Source organism: Bradyrhizobium sp. S3.7.6, from assembly GCF_054061875.1.
The window spans coordinates 7,389,246-7,406,288 of sequence record NZ_JBSSEQ010000001.1 but is presented as its reverse complement, the minus strand read 5'-3'; the positions used below and the strand labels follow the sequence as shown (position 1 = coordinate 7,406,288).

The window sequence follows — 17,043 nt, the reverse complement described above, 5'->3', positions numbered from 1 at the left end:
GGCCGGGCAGCAGAGCATTATGGCCAAACATTTGGCCGGGAGAAGCGCGTGAACGTCAAAGCCAACCTGTCGCCCGAGGATGTTGCCCGCGCCTGCGCCGACGCGATGTGGGCGGAGGATGATGCCTCCAAGGGTCTCGGCATGGAGATCGTCGAGATTGGTCCGGGCTTTGCGACGCTGGCGATGAATGTGCGGCCGGACATGGTCAACGGCCAGCGTATCGCCCATGGCGGCTTCATCTTCACGCTGGCCGATTCCGCCTTCGCCTTTGCCTGCAATTCGCACAATGAACGTGTCGTGGCGGCACAGGGCCAGATCACCTTCATCAAGCCGGGCAGGCTTGATGACCGCCTCGTTGCAAAAGCGCGCGAGGTCAGCCGTGGCGGACGCTCAGGCATCTACGACGTGCGCGTGACAGCGGGCGACACCGTCATCGCGGAATTCCGGGGGCATTCGCGTGTCATTCCCGGCACGTGGCTGCCGACGCAAGAACCGTAAGACTCCAATAAAAAGAACCAACCAATGTGGGGAAACGAGGATGGCTCTGACGAGGCTCAAGGAAGGTGGCAACGCCTATCGCGCCGAGATGGACGCGCATGAGCGCGCGTCGCGTGACGAGATCATGGCGCTGCAAACGCAGCGGCTGGCCTGGTCGCTGAAGCACGCCTACGACAACGTCGCGCATTACCGCCAGGCCTTCGACAAGGCCGGCGTGCATCCGTCCGACTTTCGCGAACTCTCCGATCTCGCAAAATTCCCGTTCACCGTGAAGACGGATCTGCGCGACAATTATCCCTTCAACATGTTCGCCGTGCCGCGCGAAAAGCTGGTGCGCGTGCATGCCTCCTCCGGCACCACGGGAAAGCCGATCGTGGTGGGCTATACGCAGCGCGACATCGACACCTGGTCGGAGGTGATGGCACGCTCGATCCGCGCCGCCGGCGGCCGCACCGGCATGATCATCCACAACGCCTATGGCTACGGCCTGTTTACCGGCGGATTGGGTGTGCACTACGGCGCGGAAAAACTTGGTTGCACCGTGGTGCCGATCTCCGGCGGCATGACCGAGCGGCAGGTGCAACTCATCAACGACTTCCGACCCGACATCATCACGGTGACGCCGAGCTACATGTTGGCGATCCTCGACGAGTTCAAGCGCCAGAAGCTCGACCCGCGCCAGTGCTCGCTCAAGGTCGGCATCTTCGGCGCCGAGCCCTGGACCAATGCGATGCGCGGGGAGATCGAGGACGCCTTCGATATGGATGCAACCGATATCTATGGCCTCTCGGAGGTGATCGGTCCAGGCGTTGCGCAGGAATGCATCGAGACCAAGGACGGTCTGCACATATGGGAGGACCATTTCTATCCCGAGGTGATCGATCCCGAAACCGGCGCGGTGCTGCCGGACGGCGCGAAGGGCGAACTGGTCTTCACCTCGCTGACCAAGGAAGCCTTCCCGGTGATCCGCTATCGCACCCGGGACCTGACGCGGCTGCTGCCGGGCACGGCGCGGCCGGGCATGCGGCGCATGGAGAAGGTGACGGGCCGCTCGGACGACATGATCATCCTGCGCGGCGTCAATCTGTTCCCGACCCAGATCGAGGAGGTGCTGCTCGCGACCGACTGGTGCGGCGGTCACTTCATCATGGAGCTGACCCGCGAAGGCCGCATGGACGAGCTGACCATCATCGCCGAGGCGCGCCCGGAGAGCTGGGACGGCCGCGGGCTGGTCGATCATGCCGACCGCATTTCGACCCACATCAAGAACACCATCGGAATCAGCTCCAACGTGCGGGTGGTCGCCCCCGCCACGCTGGAGCGCTCGCTGGGCAAGGCCAAGCGCCTCTACGACAAGCGGCCGAAGGACTAGCTGTCGCTCCTCATGGTGAGGAGCGCCGAAGGCGCGTCTCGAACCATGAAGGCCCGGATGCTGCAGCGCGGGCCTGTATCCTTCGAGACGCCGCTCGCGCGACTCCTCAGGATGAGGGGAGGCGGTTGACTTGACCGGTCCCAAAGGCGACAAGGCCCGCGAGAAATCGTGGGTCTTTCGATGTCACCAGCCGATTGCAAAACCGTCGAAGCGCGCTGCGTCCGCCTCAATGCCAAGGCCGATAATGCTGCGGCGATCGCGCCGCTGATCGAGCGTCATCTACTCACGCGCGGTCCGAAGGATCTCCTGATCGAGATAAGGGCCGCCGCCGTCAACCCCTCCGATGTGAAGGCTGCGACCGGGCTGATGCCCTATGCGGTCTTCCCCCGCACGCCCGGCCGCGATTATGCCGGCGTGGTGATTGACGGACCGGCCGATACGATCGGCCGCGAGGTGTTCGGCTCCTCCGGCGATCTCGGCATCCGCCGCGACGGCACCCATGCCAGCCATCTCGTCGTCGAAGCCGACGCCGTGGTGGAGAAGCCGAAGACGGTGTCCTGGGAGGAGGCCGCCGGCATCGGCGTGCCTTTCGTCACCGCAATGGAAGGCTTTCGCCGCGCCGGCATTCCGAAGCCCGGCGAGACCGTGCTGGTGTTCGGCGTCAACGGGAAGGTCGGTCAGGCCGCGGTCCAGATCGCGACGTGGCAGGGCGCGCGCGTTATCGGCGTGGTGCGCAAGGCGGAAGCCTATGAGGGCCATGCCAACGCAGCCATCGAGGTGATTGACGCCTCGGCGACCGATGTCGCCACGCGCGTACGCGAACTGACCGGCGGCAAGGGGGCCGACATCGTCTTCAACACGGTCGGCGATCCCTATTTCCAGGCCGCGCACAAGTCGCTCGGATTGCGCGGCCGCCAGATCCTGATCGCCGCGATCGACCGCATCGTGCAGTTCAACATCCTCGAATTCTACCGCGGGCAACACACCTATGTCGGCATCGACACGCTCGGGCTGTCCTCGGCCGCGACCGGCGCGGTGCTGCGCGACCTCGGCCCCGGCTTTGCGAGCGGGCACCTGAAACCGTTCCCGATCAAGGCGAATGCCGTCTATCCGCTGGAGCGCGCCAAGGAGGCCTATGTCGCGGTCGCCGGTTCGTCGCGGGATCGCGTGATCCTGAAGCCTTGACCATGGACTCGTCCACCCAACTCGTCATCCTCGCCGGCCTCATCATCGGGCTCATCTATGGCGCCGTGGGCCTGCTCAGCGGCTTCTGCCTGATGAGCAGCATGCGCGGCTGGCTGGCCGAAGGAGACGGGCGGCTGGTGCGGACCTTTGCGATGGCGATTGCTGTTGCGGTTGCTGCGAGCCAATTCCTTGCCGGTAGCGGCATGGTCGATCTCGGCAAGTCGATCTATCTGCAACAATCCTTTTCAGTGCCGGTGCTGTTCCTCGGCGGCCTGTTGTTCGGCTACGGCATGGTGTTGTCGAACGGCTGCGGCTCGCGGGCGCTGGTGCTGCTCGGCCGCGGCAATCTCCGCTCCTTCGTCGTCGTGATCGTGCTCGCCATCGCCGCGCAGATGACGCTCAAGGGCTTGATCGCGCCGGCGCGCATTGCGCTGGTTCAGGCCTCGCAAACGACCGTCAACGCCAATTCGCTGCCGTCACTGTTGGCGACGCTCGGTCCCGGCGAAGCGGCCTCGCGTGCGCTGAGCGCTGCTATAATCGTCGTTGCGCTGATCCTGTTTGCGTTCGCGCACCCGGCGTTCCGGCGTTCGCCCGGCCAGATTGCAGCCGGCGTCGTCGTCGGCCTCCTGGTCGCCAGCGGCTGGTTCGTCACCGGCTATCTTGGTGCCGACGATTTCAATCCCGTCCCGGTGACCTCGCTGACCTTCGTCGCGCCGATCGCCGATAGCCTGCAGTATGCCATGCTCTCGACCGGTCTGACGCTCAATTTCGGCATCGCCACCGTGGCCGGCGTTCTCGCCGGCAGCCTTGTCACCGCGCTCGCCACAGGCCGTTTCCACCTCGAAGGTTATTCCTCGCCGCGCCACATGCTGCGGTCTGCCGGCGGCGCCGCGCTGATGGGGATCGGCGGCGTGATGGCGTTCGGCTGCTCGATCGGGCAGGGGCTCACCGGCGTATCGACGCTCGCTCTGGGCTCGTTCGTCGCGGTCGCCGGCATCCTGCTCGGCACGACGGCCGGCCTGCGCGGCGCACTGCGGGTTCAGCCGCTCGCGGTGGCCTGACCGCGCAGCAGCCGGTCGCCCAGCGTCGCAAGACCGATGCCGGTGACGATCAGTCCGGCCGCGACAGCAAGACTCATGTCGATTGGCTCGCCCAGCAGGATCGCAGCACTGGCGATACCGACGAGCGGCGTCCCGGTGGTGCCGAGCGACGTCGTCAGGGCCGAGATGCTCTTGTTGACCATCGACATCGCCCAATAGGCCAGCGCCGTTCCGATCAGGCCGGAATACAGGAAAAGCAGCACGAGCTTCCACGACCATTCCGCGTGCGGCGGGCCTTCCGTGATAACAGCCGATCCCGTCAGTACGATCGTCGCCACGAGCACCTGCCAGAGCAGGAGCTGGAGCGGCGATGCAATCCAGCGATGCGCGCTCATATAGATGATGTTCGCGGCCCAGGACATCGCGGCCAGGACGACCATGCCGGCCCCGAGCAGGACGTTGGTATTGGTCCAATCGATCGACGTGGGGTTCAGGATCACGGCAAGGCCGATCAGCCCGAGCAAGGCGCCGGCGAGCTTGGGCGCCGTCAGCGTATCCTTCCCCAGCAAGGGCGCGGCGATCGCGACCCAGAGCGGCGTGGTGTAGCCGAGCACGATTGCCTTGCTCGCGGGCAGGAAGCGCACACCGGCCGCAACCAGGACCGAGAACACCGTCATGTGCAGCAGTGCGACGCTCAGGATCACCGGAATGTCGCGCCGCTCCGGGATCATCAGATTGTTGCTCAGCCCGAGGATCACGAACAATCCGGCCAGCGCGATCCAGCTCCGGATCGCCGAAGTCCATAGTGGCGGAAGGAACTGGACGAGTTGCTTCGTCACCGACCAGTTCACGCCCCAGGCCAGCACGACGATCAGGAACAGGCCGACGGCCGCGCGGGAGGAGAGGGAGTTCATCGCAAAATCCTTGAAGCAGTCCAGTCCGGCGGATAGCATCCGGATTGGCACCTGAAAAAGTGCCAGATCGGAAAGGAATTAGGTGCCAGTTTCGGAAGGTGTGATCTCCGCCCTGATCGAGCTGAAGCGGACCGACGACGAGGGGCTGACGGCGCAACTGACGAGCCAGCTGCGAGACCTGATCGCGACCGGTCGACTCGGCAAAGGCCGCGCGCTGCCGTCGAGCCGCCGGCTTGCGAGCGATCTCGGCGTCTCGCGCAACACCGTCACTTATGCCTTCGAGCAGCTCGCCGCCGAGGGATATCTCGAGGCGTCGCACGGTCGTCGTCCCATGGTCACGGTCGACGGCGGCCGTAACGAAGAGACGGGTGCCGTCGCACCGAGCGTCCGCTCTGGTAAGCCGCGGCTCTCACCCTGGGCGTCGAAGCTCAAGCAGACCGACTGGCCGATGTCCTATCAGGCGCCGCTAAAACCCTTGCGTCCGGGGCAAGGAGATGCGCGGGAGTTTCCGAACGAAGTGTGGGCCCGCTGCCTGCGCCGCAGCGCGGTGCGCGCAGCTAAGCGCGAGCTTGGACCGGTCAATCGGACGCGCCTGCGCCAGGCGCTGGCGCATTATCTGGCCGCCAGCAGGGGCGTCCGCGCCACCGCAGACCAGATCCTGATCCTGCCGAGCGCGCAGGCCGCGCTGACCCTGATTGCAGCTGCGCTCATCACGCCCGGCGACGATGTCTGGGTCGAGGACCCCGGCTATCCCGGCGCTGCGGCGGCTTTCCGCGCCTCCGGCGCGCGCGTGATGGGAATGAAGCTGGACGAGCAGGGCATGCAGCGGATGCCGGGACTGGCCGCGCCAAAGCTCATCTTCATGACGCCCTCGCATCAGCATCCGACCGGGCGGCTGATGTCGCTCGCGCGCCGCACTGAATTCCTGGGCATGAGCAGGCCAGGCGAGACCTGGATCGTCGAAGACGATTACGACGGCGAATTCCATTATGACAGCCGGCCGGTGCCGGCCTTGCAGGGGTTAGACGCCCACGGCCGCGTGTTCTATGTCGGAACGTTCTCGAAGGCGATGACGTCGGATATCCGGCTCGGCTATGTCGTCGCGCCACCAGGGCTGGTCGGCACCCTTGAGATCGCACAGCGACACGTCGGGCTGATCGCCTCCAGCCACATCCAGGAAGCGCTGGCGGAGTTCATCGCAGACGGGCATTTTCTCGCGCATCTGCGCCGGATGCGACGGCTCTATCACGCGCGCCGCGATCACCTCGTCGAGGGACTGGAGCGCCATCTGGGCGAAGTTCTCTCCGCTGAAGTGCCCTCGGGCGGCATCCAACTGGTCGCTCGCCTCAAGCGCGGTCGCGCCGATCAGGCGGCGGTGCAACGGCTGGTCGAGGCAGGCGTCGAAACACGGGCCCTGTCCAGCCTGGCGCTCGGCCGTCCACGCGACCATGGCCTGCTGCTCGGCTTCGCCGCCTGGCGCGAGAATGAGATCAGCGCGGCGGTGCGGACGATGGCGTCGTGCTTCTAGAGCAGCCGCGCTAGCGCGGTACTCCATCGATGTAAATTCGACGGGAAATCTTGCTCCACCCCGGGTTCATACGAACGCCGGCCTTCGGGGGCTTTCTAAGAAACTCCGCCACGTCGTCGAGCGCGCGAAAGCAGACGGCATCAACGTTCTTTCCGAAGTGGAAGTAGTGGTACTGGCCATCTGCATCGGGCTCGGCGCGCTGCGTAGGCGAACCGCTGGAATCGAATTTCTCGATTCGGGTTACTGGCAAGGCATTCTCTCTCGTTAGATGCCGGCGATGGCGCGGCGGTAGATTGAAGACGGCGATCGCGGAATGCACCGTGGCCGTGCTGCCACGAGCAGAAAAAAGGCTCTATTTTTCCTCGACAATACAATCTGGTTGTGTGTTTACGATCGAAAACGATATAGATCCGTCGGCCTTGGCGAATAGGTCTTTGCCCAACGACCAACCAGCACAATCTGGCTTTGGTCCGAAAATCGAAGGGTTGCCGAGTGCTTCTGTCAGTTTGTCGCGGATAATCCCGGACGATTGCTCAGTTGTGAAAAAGAGCAATGCTCGAATCTTTCTGTCCTTCAGATTCTTCGGCCGATCAAAAAAATACGTAACTTCCCTGAACGTGGCGTGGTCTAATTTAATCGACCAATATGAGGCAACGTTCTTTGTAACTTTTTCCTCTGGATAGTTACCAAGAATGGCTTCAGGACTGTCGCCGATCTTCACTTTGCTCAAACCAATGGGATAAGGGTTGCCCACCGAGAATACGTTGTTGATCTGGGCTGCTTTGAGCTCGAGCTTGGCCTTCGCAGTGTCTTCAGTCGCCTTCTTGAGCTGTTCCCTTAACGCCGCAACTTCTTGCGTTTGGCTTCGCGCCGACGAGACTTCATTTTGAAGCGATGCTGTCATCGTCGGAAAGATCACGGTCTGCGCAAAGATCAGCGCGGCAGCGCCGCTGCCGATTGCGATGACAACTGGATGATCTTGCCACTTTTTTGTGTCGTCAGGCGTCGGCATCAACTGTAACCTTGGCTCGGCTTGTCATCGTTGGGTGCCTTCCATCCGTTCATCTCATCGTGGAGCAGGAAATCGAGGTCGTCGGTGTTAGGCGCCCGAACGATGGCGGGAGTCCAGTGATACCGCTCGACCAGGTAGAACCAGACGGCCTCGAGTCCCCATCGATCGTACTTGTGTTTCTGCGCAAGGTGATCACCGAAGCAGTCGATCAGGTGCTGGATCTCGGCTTGCGATTTTCGGAGGCTCCGGTTGATCTTCCGTCCCTCGCTGTCTGTCGTCATTCGTTCCCTCATGAATCGATTCGCGGGCGATGAGGATGGCACTCTCGCCGCTAGTGGTGGAGCGAACGATCGCTTTTCGCGACTCTATTCACAGGGAGTCCGTCGTCCGATCGCCGAGTGGGCGGTGGCTGTGCTTCCCTAAAGCCCCGGCTTGATCTCTCTAGTCACATTCATCGTCTTGAGCGTCTCGCCTTCATCGGCGAGCTTGATCCGTAGAGTGAATGTGATGTCAACGCCATTGATAGGCCAATCGTCTTTTTCGTCGGTTACGCCGGATACGGTTCCCTTCATGGTAGCTGAATTCTTTGGAGCAATGACCCCCATCGATTTGAGGCTCAGGGACGTACTGAGCTTCTCTACATTTTGACGCGAGCCCGACAGATAGAGATCACCATGTTCGAGTAGATGGAGGGCGGTGATGTCTTGCGGCACGATGTTGATGTCCCCACGATTGAAAATGTAGATCGTGAGGTCGGCGCTTCTCGCCTTGCTATTGGGGGCGACTTGCACATCGACGATCGGTGACTTCTCAAGAAGTTCGCGCTGGTCTTTTGCCGCGCTGAGGTCGTAGGAGCGCTTCGTAAAAAGCAGGCTGCCGCCGGAGATTATCAGCGCAATGGTCGAGACCACGGCGGCGTAATGCGCCGTTGAAAATGTGCTCTTCAATGACGGACCGCTGGGGGGGGCCGGTTTTCTCCATGTTTAGGTCTCTCACTTTTGTGGTGGTTTCGACCAATCTACCGGCCCGCTCCGAAGCAGGAGGCCGACGCGGCGACGTTGAGCGTCAACGGTTTCACCGGAGACCCAAACGTATAGGCGCGATCGTCGCCGCGATTGCCGGAGCGATTGATCCGCCTTCACAAAGAAGGTCAATCGGAGAGAGTTGCTCTCCGGTATTTCTGCAGGCGGAGTGATCACAATCGACCGACATCCCTCTGGGAGTTCAATCGATCGGTCGTAGATCATGATCGCTTTTACGGAGTCTTCGTCTGTGTAGGCGTACCCACCAAGGCCAAGCGGCCACAAGACGCGGAGGCGTCCTATCCGGATCGGTGAGGCTGTCCAGCTCCTCAAATTCAACTTGGCCCACCGCACATTCCGGCGATCGACTCCATCGGTAACCGTCAAGGTCGAACCTGCCGCTTTCTTCCGTTCGTAGTCGCGCCATCGAAAGAACAGGGTAACGGCTGTCGCGAAGGACAGTCCGGACGCGAGATACTTTAGCCACTCGAACATGCCTAGCGCGGTGTCGCTAGATGCGAGCATTGATCCAGTCCCAAATCTCCTTCGAGAGCCAGCCTTGGTGCTGCCCGTTCACGAGTTTGGTGACCATCAACCTGTCGTTGGTATCCATGTGGCCCCGAATGTCAGAGTCCAGCGCGTCGGCCGTGGAGGTTGATTGGATGAACCATACGGAGTCTAGACCCTCATCTTTGATATGGGGGTAGCGCGACATGTGATCGACAAGGTTCTGTCGAGCCTGCGCGTAGTTCGGCTTGTGCCTATTCAAATCCCAAGTCACCAAATAAACGCCCATCGGCAATCTCCCTGATTCGCGTGATGCGATCAGGATGCCGTGTCACCCGCATTAGGCGAACCTATTGTCGAAGTTATCCTTGTTACGCACAGGCCAGCGCGCCCCGGGTTTTTTGGTCTAGTCCCAATGTGGGCGCAACTTCGATCCTGCATTTGATAGGCAGTTCGAAACGACCGCGATCAGCGATCTCGACTTGCTTTCCCATCAGCGGCACCAAGCGGATGAGCCGTGCGGCTGTTTCGGGTACGGAGTATTTTCGCCAGGCTCCGGACAAGAAGAAAAATACTATCTTGGCCGTCTAGTCCACGACCTTCGTCACGATGCGGATCTCCGAGGTCAGCGTCCGGTGCACCGGACACTTGTCGGCGATCTCCATCAGCTTCTTGCGCTGCTCCGCATCGAGCGCGCCGTCGATCGCGATGTCGCGCTCGATCTGGTCGAGCATGCCATCGCGCGTCTCGCACTCCGCGCAGTCCTTGGCGTAGATCTTGGAGTGCTTCAGCGTGACCGTGACGCGATCGAGCGGCAGCGATTTGCGATCGGCATAGAGGCGCATGGTCATGGAGGTGCAGGCACCAAGGCCGGCCAGCAGGAAGTCATAGGGGCCGGGACCGGCATCCTCGCCGCCGGCCGCGATCGGCTCGTCCGCCACCAGATGATGCGGGCCGACGGTGATGGCCTGGTTGAACTTGCTCTTGCGGGTCTCCTGCACCACCACTCTGCGCGGCTCTTCCGCGAGATCCATCGCCTTCGCGGGCTTCGCGGTGTCGATGTAGCGGCTGGCCCAGGCCGTGATCACGTCGGCCGCGTAGAGGGCGTCGGCCGGCTTGCTCAGCAGGTGATCGGCGTGGTCGAGCGAGACGAAGCTCTTGGGGTGTTTTGCCGCAACGAAAATCTTGGTCGCATTGTCGATGCCGACGGTGTCGTCGACAGGGGACTGCATCACGAGCAGGGCCTTGTGCAGGCCGGTGATGTCCTTCATCAGTTCTTGCTCGGCGATGTCGTCGAGGAATTCGCGCTTGATCCGGAACGGACGTCCCGCGAGCGAGACCTCGACTTCGCCCTGCGCGCGGATGCTGTCGAGATGCTCGCTGAACAGACCTGTGACGTGCGCGGGATCGGACGGCGCCGCGATGGTCACGACAGCCTTGGCTTCCGGAATCCTTCCGGCGGCGGCGACGATCGCGGCACCACCGAGGCTGTGGCCGATCAGGATCGACGGCGCCGTGCGGACCTGGCGCAGATGATCGGCGGCGCGCAAGAGGTCGGCGACGTTGGAGGAGAACGTCGAATTGGCGAAATCGCCTTCGCTGGAGCCGAGCCCGGTGAAGTCGAAGCGCAGCACCGCAATGCCCTTGGCGGCGAGCGCGACCGAGATGCGTTTTGCCGCCAGCGTGTCCTTGCCGCAGGTGAAGCAGTGCGCGAACAGCGCGTAGGCTGCGGGCTCGCCATCGGGCAGCTCCAGCGCGGCGGCTAGTTGATGACCGCCTTCGCCGGTGAATTGAAAGCGTTCCGTCGGCATGGGCTTCCCCCGTCCTTGCGTGAACCTAATCGGCTGAATAACGCTGCTCGGCCCAGGGATCGCCGCGGTTATGATAGCCGCGGACTTCCCAGAAGCCCAGCGCGTCCTCGGTCAGGAACTCGATGGCCTGAAGCCATTTGGCGCTCTTCCAGAAATACAGATGCGGCACGACGAGCCGTACCGGGCCGCCGTGCTCTTCGGTCAGCGGCTGACCCGACCAGCTGTGGGCGAGCAGCGCGTCCTCGGCGGCAAAGTCTTCCAGCGTGAGGTTGGTGGTGTAGCCGTCATGGGAATGCAGGACCACGAAGCGCGCGTCCTCGCGCGGCTGGCAAGCCGCAAGCAGCTCGCGCGTGGCGAGGCCTTCCCACTCATTGTCGTAGCGAGACCAGGTGGTCACGCAGTGAATGTCGGAGGTGATCTGCGCCTGCTTCTGCGCCGCGAATTCGGCAAAGGTCCAGAACACGGGGGTCTCGATCGCACCGTAAACGTCGAGCCGCCAGCGCTCGCGCGAAACCGGCGGCACGACTCCGAGATCGAGCACCGGCCAGTCCTTGGTGAGATGCTGGCCCGGCGGTAGCCGCTGATCCTCCGGTCGCGTAACGCGGCCCGTGAGGAAGCGGCCTTCGCGCGCCCATTTCTCCTTGGTGCGCGTCAGCTTGCTGTCGGGCGGCTCGTTGTCGTCGGCCATGAGCTACTCGTGGCGATGCATCGCGGAGGCGTGCTTGGTGTCACGCATGGTGGAATAGATGATCAGCGACAGGCAGATGACGCCGGCGAGATAGTAGTAGAACCACTCCTCGTGCCCGATGCTCTTGAAATAGAGCGCGATCGCCGGCGCCGTGCCGCCGAAGATCGAGACCGTGATGGCGTAGGGCAGGCCGACACCGAGGGCGCGGACATTGGTCGGGAACAGCTCGGCCTTCACCACCGCGTTGATCGAGGTGTAACCGGCGACGAACAGCCACGCGCAGCAGATCAGAATGAAGGCCATGAACGGCGACTTGGTCTCCTTCAGCGTCATCAGCAGCGGCACGGTCGCGAGCGTACCGGCGACGCCGAAGAAGATCAGCAACGGTTTGCGGCCGATCTTGTCGGAGATCGCGCCGTAGATCGGCTGGAGGATGGTCGCGAAGATCAGCGTGCCGAAGATCACGAAAGTGGTCTGGTCCTCGGTCAGGCCGACCGAGAGCTTGACGAAGGTCTGCATGTAGGTGGTGAAGGTGTAGAACGCCGCGGTACCGCCGGCCGTGAGGCCGACCACCAGCAGCAGCTCGCGGGGGTAGCGCAGCAAATTGGTGATCGAGCCGGTCGGCTTCACCACCTTCTTGGCTTCCTCGAAGGCCTCGGTCTCGTGCAGATTGCGCCGCATCACTGCGGCAAAGATCGCCAGCGCCGCGCCGATCGCAAACGGGATGCGCCAGCCCCAGGCCTTGAGCTCCTCCGGCGTGAGGAAGACCTTTTGCAGGAGCAGCAGCACGATGATCGCGGTGAGCTGGCCGCCGATCAGGGTGACGTATTGAAAGCTCGAATAGAAGCCGCGATGCTTGGGATCGGCGACCTCGCTGAGATAGGTCGCGCTGGCACCATATTCGCCGCCGAGGCTCAGGCCCTCGATGACGCGGGCGAGCGCCAGGATCACCGGCGCGGCGAAACCGATGGTCGCATAGGTCGGCGTCAGCGCGATGATCAGCGAGCCGAAGCACATGAAGACGACCGACAAGGTCAGCGAGATGCGCCGGCCGAAATGATCCGCGATGTAGCCGAACAGCCAGCCGCCCAGGGGGCGCATCAGGAAGGTCGCCGCGAACACCACGGCGACGTTCAATTGCTGGACGACGGGGTCGTTGCCAGGGAAGAAGGCCGGAGCGAAATAGAGCGCGAACGCCGTATAGGCGTAAAAATCGTACCACTCGACGAGATTGCCGATCGAGCCGATGAAGATCGCCTTGATCCGCCGTTTGGCGTCGGCGATGTCGATGTCGATGTGATCAGAGGCCGGTAGGGTTGCTTGCTCTGTCACGTCCGGCCTCTCTCCGTTGGTCTTGGAAAGGCCTACATCGCCTTTCCGAACAGAAATGGCAACTGGCGGGGGCCTCTCACCGTGCCCTGTGACCAGGTCACCGTGCCTGCCGGATCGAGGGAGAAGTCCGGGATCCGCTTCAGCCATTCCTCCAGCGCAACCTGCATCTCCATGCGTGCAAGGTTGGAACCGACGCAGCGGTGGATGCCGAGGCCGAAGGCGGCATGGCGATTCTCCCGGCGGTCGATCACGACTTTGTCAGCGTCCGGAAACATCTTGGGGTCGCGGTTGGCGGCCGGGAACGACAGCAGCACCATGTTGCCCGCCTTGACCGGGCAGCCCGAGATCGTGGTCTCCTTGACCACCTCGCGGGCCATGGTCACCGGCGAATAGGCCCGCAGCAGCTCCTCCACGGCGATCGGGATCAGCCCGGGCTCGGCGATCAGCCGTTCGCGGTCGGCCGGCGTCCGGGCGAGATGCCAGAGCGAGGAGCCGATCGCACTCCAGGTGGTGTCGATGCCGGCGATCAGGAGCAGCCGCAGCGAACCCAGCACATGGGACTCTTCCAGCGGCTGGCCTTCCTTGTCCTTGGCGTTCATCAAATAGGAAATCAGGTCGTCGGTCGGCTTCGATCTGCGCTCCTCGATATGCGTCCTGAAATAGGCGCTCATCTCCTGCACGGCCTGGAGCAGCTTGCTCTCGTCCTTGATGCCGAGCTCGAGGATCATGTGGATCCAGTCGATGAACCGATCGCTGTCGCTCTCGGGAATGCCGAGCATGTGGGCGATAGCCTGAACCGGAATATATTTGCTGTAGCGCGCTGCGGCATCGACCTTGCCATCGGCGATGAACCCGTCGATCAGCTCGTTGCAGATCGCGCGCATCCGCGGTTCCAGCTTCTTCATCGCGTCCGGCGTGAAAGGCGGCAACAGCAATTGCTTGGCTGGCTTGTGTACGGGCGGGTCGGAGGTGATCGGCGGAGCGGCGTTCCTGGCGACTTCGGGTCGAACGTCACGGACGATGATGCGGCGCGAGGAGAAATGCTCGGTGTCGTTGGCGATCTCGCGCACCGCCTCATAAGTCGTCGGCATGTAGCAGCCGAGGAAGCGCTTTGTATGCACCACCGGGCTCGCGGAGCGAAGCTCCTCCCAGATCGAGAACGGATCCTCCGTCCATTGCGGATCGGTGTGGTCGAAATCGTTGACCCAGTCGGTGACGGGCGGGTGGGCGACAGGCTGGCTGACGTCGGACATGGCAGGAAATCCCTCGGGGCTCGTGTTCGCTAAAAGCACGCAAGCGGGCAGGGGCCGCGCTACTCCTCGATCACATCGATCGCAATTTCCGGGCAGTTGGATTTGGCAAGCCACGCCTTGTCTTCGAGACCGGGGGGCACGGTGCCGTCCCCGGCCTCATGGGCGTTGCCGTATTCGTCGAGCTCGAACAGCTCCGGCGCGAGCGCCTTGCAGCGCGCGTGGCCCTGGCATTTGTCGGGATCGACGTGAACCCTCAGTCGCTCTGTCATGGCGGCTTCCTCGGTCGTGTGCGCGGGGCCCGAAGGCCGCGCGATCCTCATGTCAATTTTATCGGCGGCATTTGCCGCCGCTTTAAGTTATATGCTATTACATTCGCGGCGGGCTTCCCCTGTCAAGCGCAAACTTATAGGCTTGACGTAACATGCGTTCACAACTCGTCCGTAAGCCGGAGAATACTTACCACCATGGCGATCTCCGTGACGCCTTGATCAAGGCCGCGCTGCGCGAGGCGGAGCAGGGCGGCGCCGAGGCGATCAGCATCAAGGCGCTTGCCAAACAGCTCGGCGTCTCGCAGCCGGCGCCGTATCGGCATTTTGCCGACCGTGATGCGCTGCTAACGGCGGTGACGGCGGAAGCGTTCCGGCAGCTCAGTGCACTTCTGCGCGAGGCGATGGCGAAGCCGTCGAAGCAATCGAAACTGTCGCGGCTGGCGCAGGCGACGCTCGATTTCGGTCTGCGCCGCAACGGCATCTATCGCCTGATGTTCGCTTCCCGCACCGTGTCATGCGCGGCAAAGGGCAGCGAGCTGCACGACGCCACGCGCGAGACTTTTGCGCTGGTGATCGAAGCCCTCGAGGCGCCGGCGGTCGGCTTCTTGCGCGAGCGGCAAGCGCTCAAGATCTGGGCGGCGTTGCATGGCGTGGTGATGCTGGCCGAGCAGGGCCTGTTCACCGGCGAGGCCGCGCATGCCACGCGCGAGGAACTGGTCGAGGACTTTGTGAACGAAACGAAGGCCGCGCTTGCTGCTGCGATCAAGGATGCGCGTCGTCGGAAAAAGGCCGGCGCCTAGGCCTTCGCTTTCAGCAGCCTCATCAACTTGTCGACCGCGCTGTCCGGGGTCGTCACGACCGGGCGGCCGGTGGCTTCGGCGACCAGCGGCGCGGTTGCCGCGATGCTGAATTGCGCGAGCGCAATGACGTCGCAATCGCGCAAGTCCTTTGAAGCCTCGACAATCAGCCTGTCGTGCGTGGCGCGATCGCCGCGATCGAGCGCCGCCAGCGCGCCCTCGGCGAGTTTCGGCACGACCTGGGCCGAGGCCGGAAACTCCGGTGGCATCGAGGCCAGTGTCGGCGGGAAGGTCGAGAGCAGGCCAATTCGCTTGCCCATGGTCACGGCCTGCTCGATCATCGCCTCGTTCGGCTTCAGCACGGGCATTGGCGCATGTGCGCGCGCGACGGCCTCGATGCAGGGGCCGAACGCCGAGCAGGTGAACAGGATTCCGTTCGCTCCCGTAGCTGCCGCATAGTCGCCGAGCGCGAGGAAGTGCTCGGTCATGGCATCGTTGAGCACGCCGTCGCGGGCCAGATCCGCCGACAGGCTGTCGTCGAGCAGGTTCATCAGCCGCGCCTCTGGCCACGCCTTCGCGAACGCAGCCTCGATCGGCGCGATGGAATGCTTGAGGGCGTGAATCAGGGCGATGCGCATCGGTGTCTCTTCTCCCTCTCCCCGTTCTTACGGGGAGAGGGTCGGGGTGAGGGGCTCTATCCACGTTGAAAGTGAGGGATGAATTCGCGGAGGCTCCCCCTCACCCGACCGCTGCGCGGTCGACCTCTCCCCGCAGGCGGGGAGAGGTGAAGCACCGTTTACTTGAACGGCACCGCGTACATCAAGCCGCCCTTGCTCCAGAGGCCGTTGAGGCCGCGGTCGAGCTTGAGCGGGCTCGCCTTGCCGACATTGCGCTCGTAGATCTCGCCGTAATTGCCGGTGGCCTTGATCACCGTCACCAGCCATTTGTTATCGAGACCGAGCCGCGAGCCGAGGTCGCCGGAGGCACCCAGCAGGCGCTGGACCGCCGGCGTCTGTGACTTCGCCATCTCGTCGACATTGCCTTGCGTGACACCGAGTTCCTCGGCCTCGATCAGGCCGTAATGCAACCAGGTGATAATGTCGCTCCAGACTTCGTCACCGTTGCGGGTGAACGGGCCGAGCGGCTCCTTGCTGATGGTCTGCGGCAGCACGACGTAGTCGGCCGGATTCGGCGCCGCGGTCGTCACGGCGCCGGCGAGCGCGGAGGCATCCTGGGTCATGGCATCGCAGCGGCCGCCGAAGAAGGTCTGGTACATGGTGTCGACGCGGTCGAACACCAGCGGCTTCCAGTCGATGCCGTTGGCGCGGCCGTAATCGCCGAGCGTGACTTCATGCGTGGTGCCCTGCGCGACGCAGACAGTCGCACCCTTCAAATCCTTGATCTCCTTCACGCCGAGGTCCTTCTTCACGACAAAGCCCTGGCCGTCATAGAAGTTGACCGGCCCCTGGCGGAGGCCCAGCGTCACGCCGCGCAGATAGGTCTGCGTCGAGTTGCGGTAGAGTACGTCGATCTCGCCCGATTGCAGCGCGGTGAAGCGATTCTGCGCGGTCAGCGAGACGTAGCGCACCTTGCTGGCGTCGCCGAGCACGCCGGCCGCGAGCGCGCGGCAATAATCGACGTCGAGACCCTTGTAATTGCCCTGCGAGTCCGGCGCGGAGAAACCGGCAAAGCCGGCGCTGACGCCGCAGATCAGCGTGCCGCGGCTCTTCACCGTGTCGAGCGTCGCCGCCGACGCGGCAACCGTCGATGCTGCAAGCATGCCGGCTACGATAACCACTTTCCTCATCATATGAC

Annotated in this window: 19 protein-coding genes; 6 read left to right on the top strand and 13 right to left on the bottom strand. The window is 63.2% G+C overall.

What is annotated here, in order from left to right; genetic code table 11:
* Positions 1-48 precede the first annotated feature (48 nt).
* The 4 genes from paaI to ACVJ5M_RS35880 all read left to right on the top strand — a co-directional run bounded on the left by paaI (position 49) and on the right by ACVJ5M_RS35880 (position 4,116).
* Positions 49-498, top strand: coding sequence for a hydroxyphenylacetyl-CoA thioesterase PaaI (paaI, locus tag ACVJ5M_RS35895; protein WP_063984728.1), 450 nt, complete (start codon positions 49-51; stop codon positions 496-498).
* A 40-nt stretch (positions 499-538) separates the two neighbouring features.
* Positions 539-1,870, top strand: a complete 1,332-nt coding sequence (gene paaK / locus ACVJ5M_RS35890) for a phenylacetate--CoA ligase PaaK (RefSeq protein ID WP_063984727.1) — start codon at positions 539-541, stop codon at positions 1,868-1,870.
* Positions 1,871-2,050: 180 nt separating this feature from the next.
* Complete coding sequence (locus ACVJ5M_RS35885) at positions 2,051-3,055, top strand: quinone oxidoreductase family protein (protein WP_063984726.1); 1,005 nt, start codon at positions 2,051-2,053, stop codon at positions 3,053-3,055.
* A 2-nt stretch (positions 3,056-3,057) separates the two neighbouring features.
* Entirely contained in the window at positions 3,058-4,116 is a 1,059-nt protein-coding gene (locus ACVJ5M_RS35880; RefSeq protein WP_231144408.1) for a YeeE/YedE family protein, read from the top strand.
* Here ACVJ5M_RS35880 and ACVJ5M_RS35875 read toward each other — a convergent pair.
* A complete protein-coding gene (locus tag ACVJ5M_RS35875; protein WP_071917623.1) occupies positions 4,095-5,009 on the bottom strand; it encodes a DMT family transporter in 915 nt (304 codons plus the stop codon). The two genes, ACVJ5M_RS35880 and ACVJ5M_RS35875, sit on opposite strands and share 22 nt — an antisense overlap.
* Before the next feature lie 82 nt (positions 5,010-5,091).
* On the opposite strand from ACVJ5M_RS35875, the gene pdxR reads away from it, so the two are divergent.
* Positions 5,092-6,537, top strand: a complete 1,446-nt coding sequence (gene pdxR / locus ACVJ5M_RS35870; protein WP_063984725.1) for a MocR-like pyridoxine biosynthesis transcription factor PdxR — start codon at positions 5,092-5,094, stop codon at positions 6,535-6,537.
* A gap of 10 nt (positions 6,538-6,547) precedes the next feature.
* Here the strand turns inward: pdxR and ACVJ5M_RS35865 are convergent, their stop codons facing one another.
* The 10 genes from ACVJ5M_RS35865 to ACVJ5M_RS35820 form a co-directional block, all read right to left on the bottom strand.
* Entirely contained in the window at positions 6,548-6,787 is a 240-nt protein-coding gene (locus ACVJ5M_RS35865) for a hypothetical protein (RefSeq protein WP_187387770.1), read from the bottom strand.
* 102 nt (positions 6,788-6,889) lie between these two features.
* The gene (locus ACVJ5M_RS35860) at positions 6,890-7,549 is read right to left on the bottom strand and encodes a hypothetical protein (RefSeq protein ID WP_231144410.1); all 660 of its coding nucleotides are present in this window, start codon (positions 7,547-7,549) and stop codon (positions 6,890-6,892) included.
* Positions 7,549-7,830, bottom strand: a complete 282-nt coding sequence (locus ACVJ5M_RS35855) for a hypothetical protein (protein ID WP_084795234.1) — start codon at positions 7,828-7,830, stop codon at positions 7,549-7,551. Before ACVJ5M_RS35855 ends, ACVJ5M_RS35860 begins: the two co-directional genes overlap by 1 nt.
* Before the next feature lie 138 nt (positions 7,831-7,968).
* The gene (locus ACVJ5M_RS35850; protein WP_354097038.1) at positions 7,969-8,496 is read right to left on the bottom strand and encodes a hypothetical protein; all 528 of its coding nucleotides are present in this window, start codon (positions 8,494-8,496) and stop codon (positions 7,969-7,971) included.
* 586 nt (positions 8,497-9,082) lie between these two features.
* Positions 9,083-9,367, bottom strand: coding sequence for a hypothetical protein (locus ACVJ5M_RS35845; protein WP_231144411.1), 285 nt, complete (start codon positions 9,365-9,367; stop codon positions 9,083-9,085).
* A 298-nt stretch (positions 9,368-9,665) separates the two neighbouring features.
* Positions 9,666-10,889 carry a bifunctional alpha/beta hydrolase/OsmC family protein gene (locus ACVJ5M_RS35840; RefSeq protein WP_063984722.1) on the bottom strand — a complete coding sequence of 408 codons (1,224 nt, stop codon included), beginning with the start codon at positions 10,887-10,889 and terminating at the stop codon, positions 9,666-9,668.
* 25 nt (positions 10,890-10,914) lie between these two features.
* Positions 10,915-11,577 (bottom strand): sulfite oxidase-like oxidoreductase, encoded by a 663-nt coding sequence (locus ACVJ5M_RS35835; protein WP_283018529.1) that lies wholly within the window; start codon positions 11,575-11,577, stop codon positions 10,915-10,917.
* A 3-nt stretch (positions 11,578-11,580) separates the two neighbouring features.
* On the bottom strand, positions 11,581-12,909 hold the full coding sequence (locus ACVJ5M_RS35830) for an MFS transporter (protein ID WP_063984720.1): 1,329 nt from the start codon (positions 12,907-12,909) through the stop codon (positions 11,581-11,583).
* 32 nt (positions 12,910-12,941) lie between these two features.
* A complete protein-coding gene (locus ACVJ5M_RS35825; RefSeq protein ID WP_063984719.1) occupies positions 12,942-14,162 on the bottom strand; it encodes a cytochrome P450 in 1,221 nt (406 codons plus the stop codon).
* A gap of 59 nt (positions 14,163-14,221) precedes the next feature.
* Positions 14,222-14,431 carry a ferredoxin gene (locus tag ACVJ5M_RS35820; protein ID WP_007607931.1) on the bottom strand — a complete coding sequence of 70 codons (210 nt, stop codon included), beginning with the start codon at positions 14,429-14,431 and terminating at the stop codon, positions 14,222-14,224.
* A 152-nt stretch (positions 14,432-14,583) separates the two neighbouring features.
* Between ACVJ5M_RS35820 and ACVJ5M_RS35815 the strand changes: the two genes are divergently transcribed.
* Positions 14,584-15,231, top strand: a complete 648-nt coding sequence (locus tag ACVJ5M_RS35815) for a TetR/AcrR family transcriptional regulator (RefSeq protein ID WP_063984718.1) — start codon at positions 14,584-14,586, stop codon at positions 15,229-15,231.
* Here the strand turns inward: ACVJ5M_RS35815 and ACVJ5M_RS35810 are convergent.
* Positions 15,228-15,866 carry an aspartate/glutamate racemase family protein gene (locus tag ACVJ5M_RS35810; RefSeq protein ID WP_063984717.1) on the bottom strand — a complete coding sequence of 213 codons (639 nt, stop codon included), beginning with the start codon at positions 15,864-15,866 and terminating at the stop codon, positions 15,228-15,230. The two genes, ACVJ5M_RS35815 and ACVJ5M_RS35810, sit on opposite strands and share 4 nt — an antisense overlap.
* Before the next feature lie 158 nt (positions 15,867-16,024).
* On the bottom strand, positions 16,025-17,038 hold the full coding sequence (locus tag ACVJ5M_RS35805; protein WP_063984716.1) for an amino acid ABC transporter substrate-binding protein: 1,014 nt from the start codon (positions 17,036-17,038) through the stop codon (positions 16,025-16,027).
* Between the last annotated feature and the right edge of the window lie 5 nt (positions 17,039-17,043).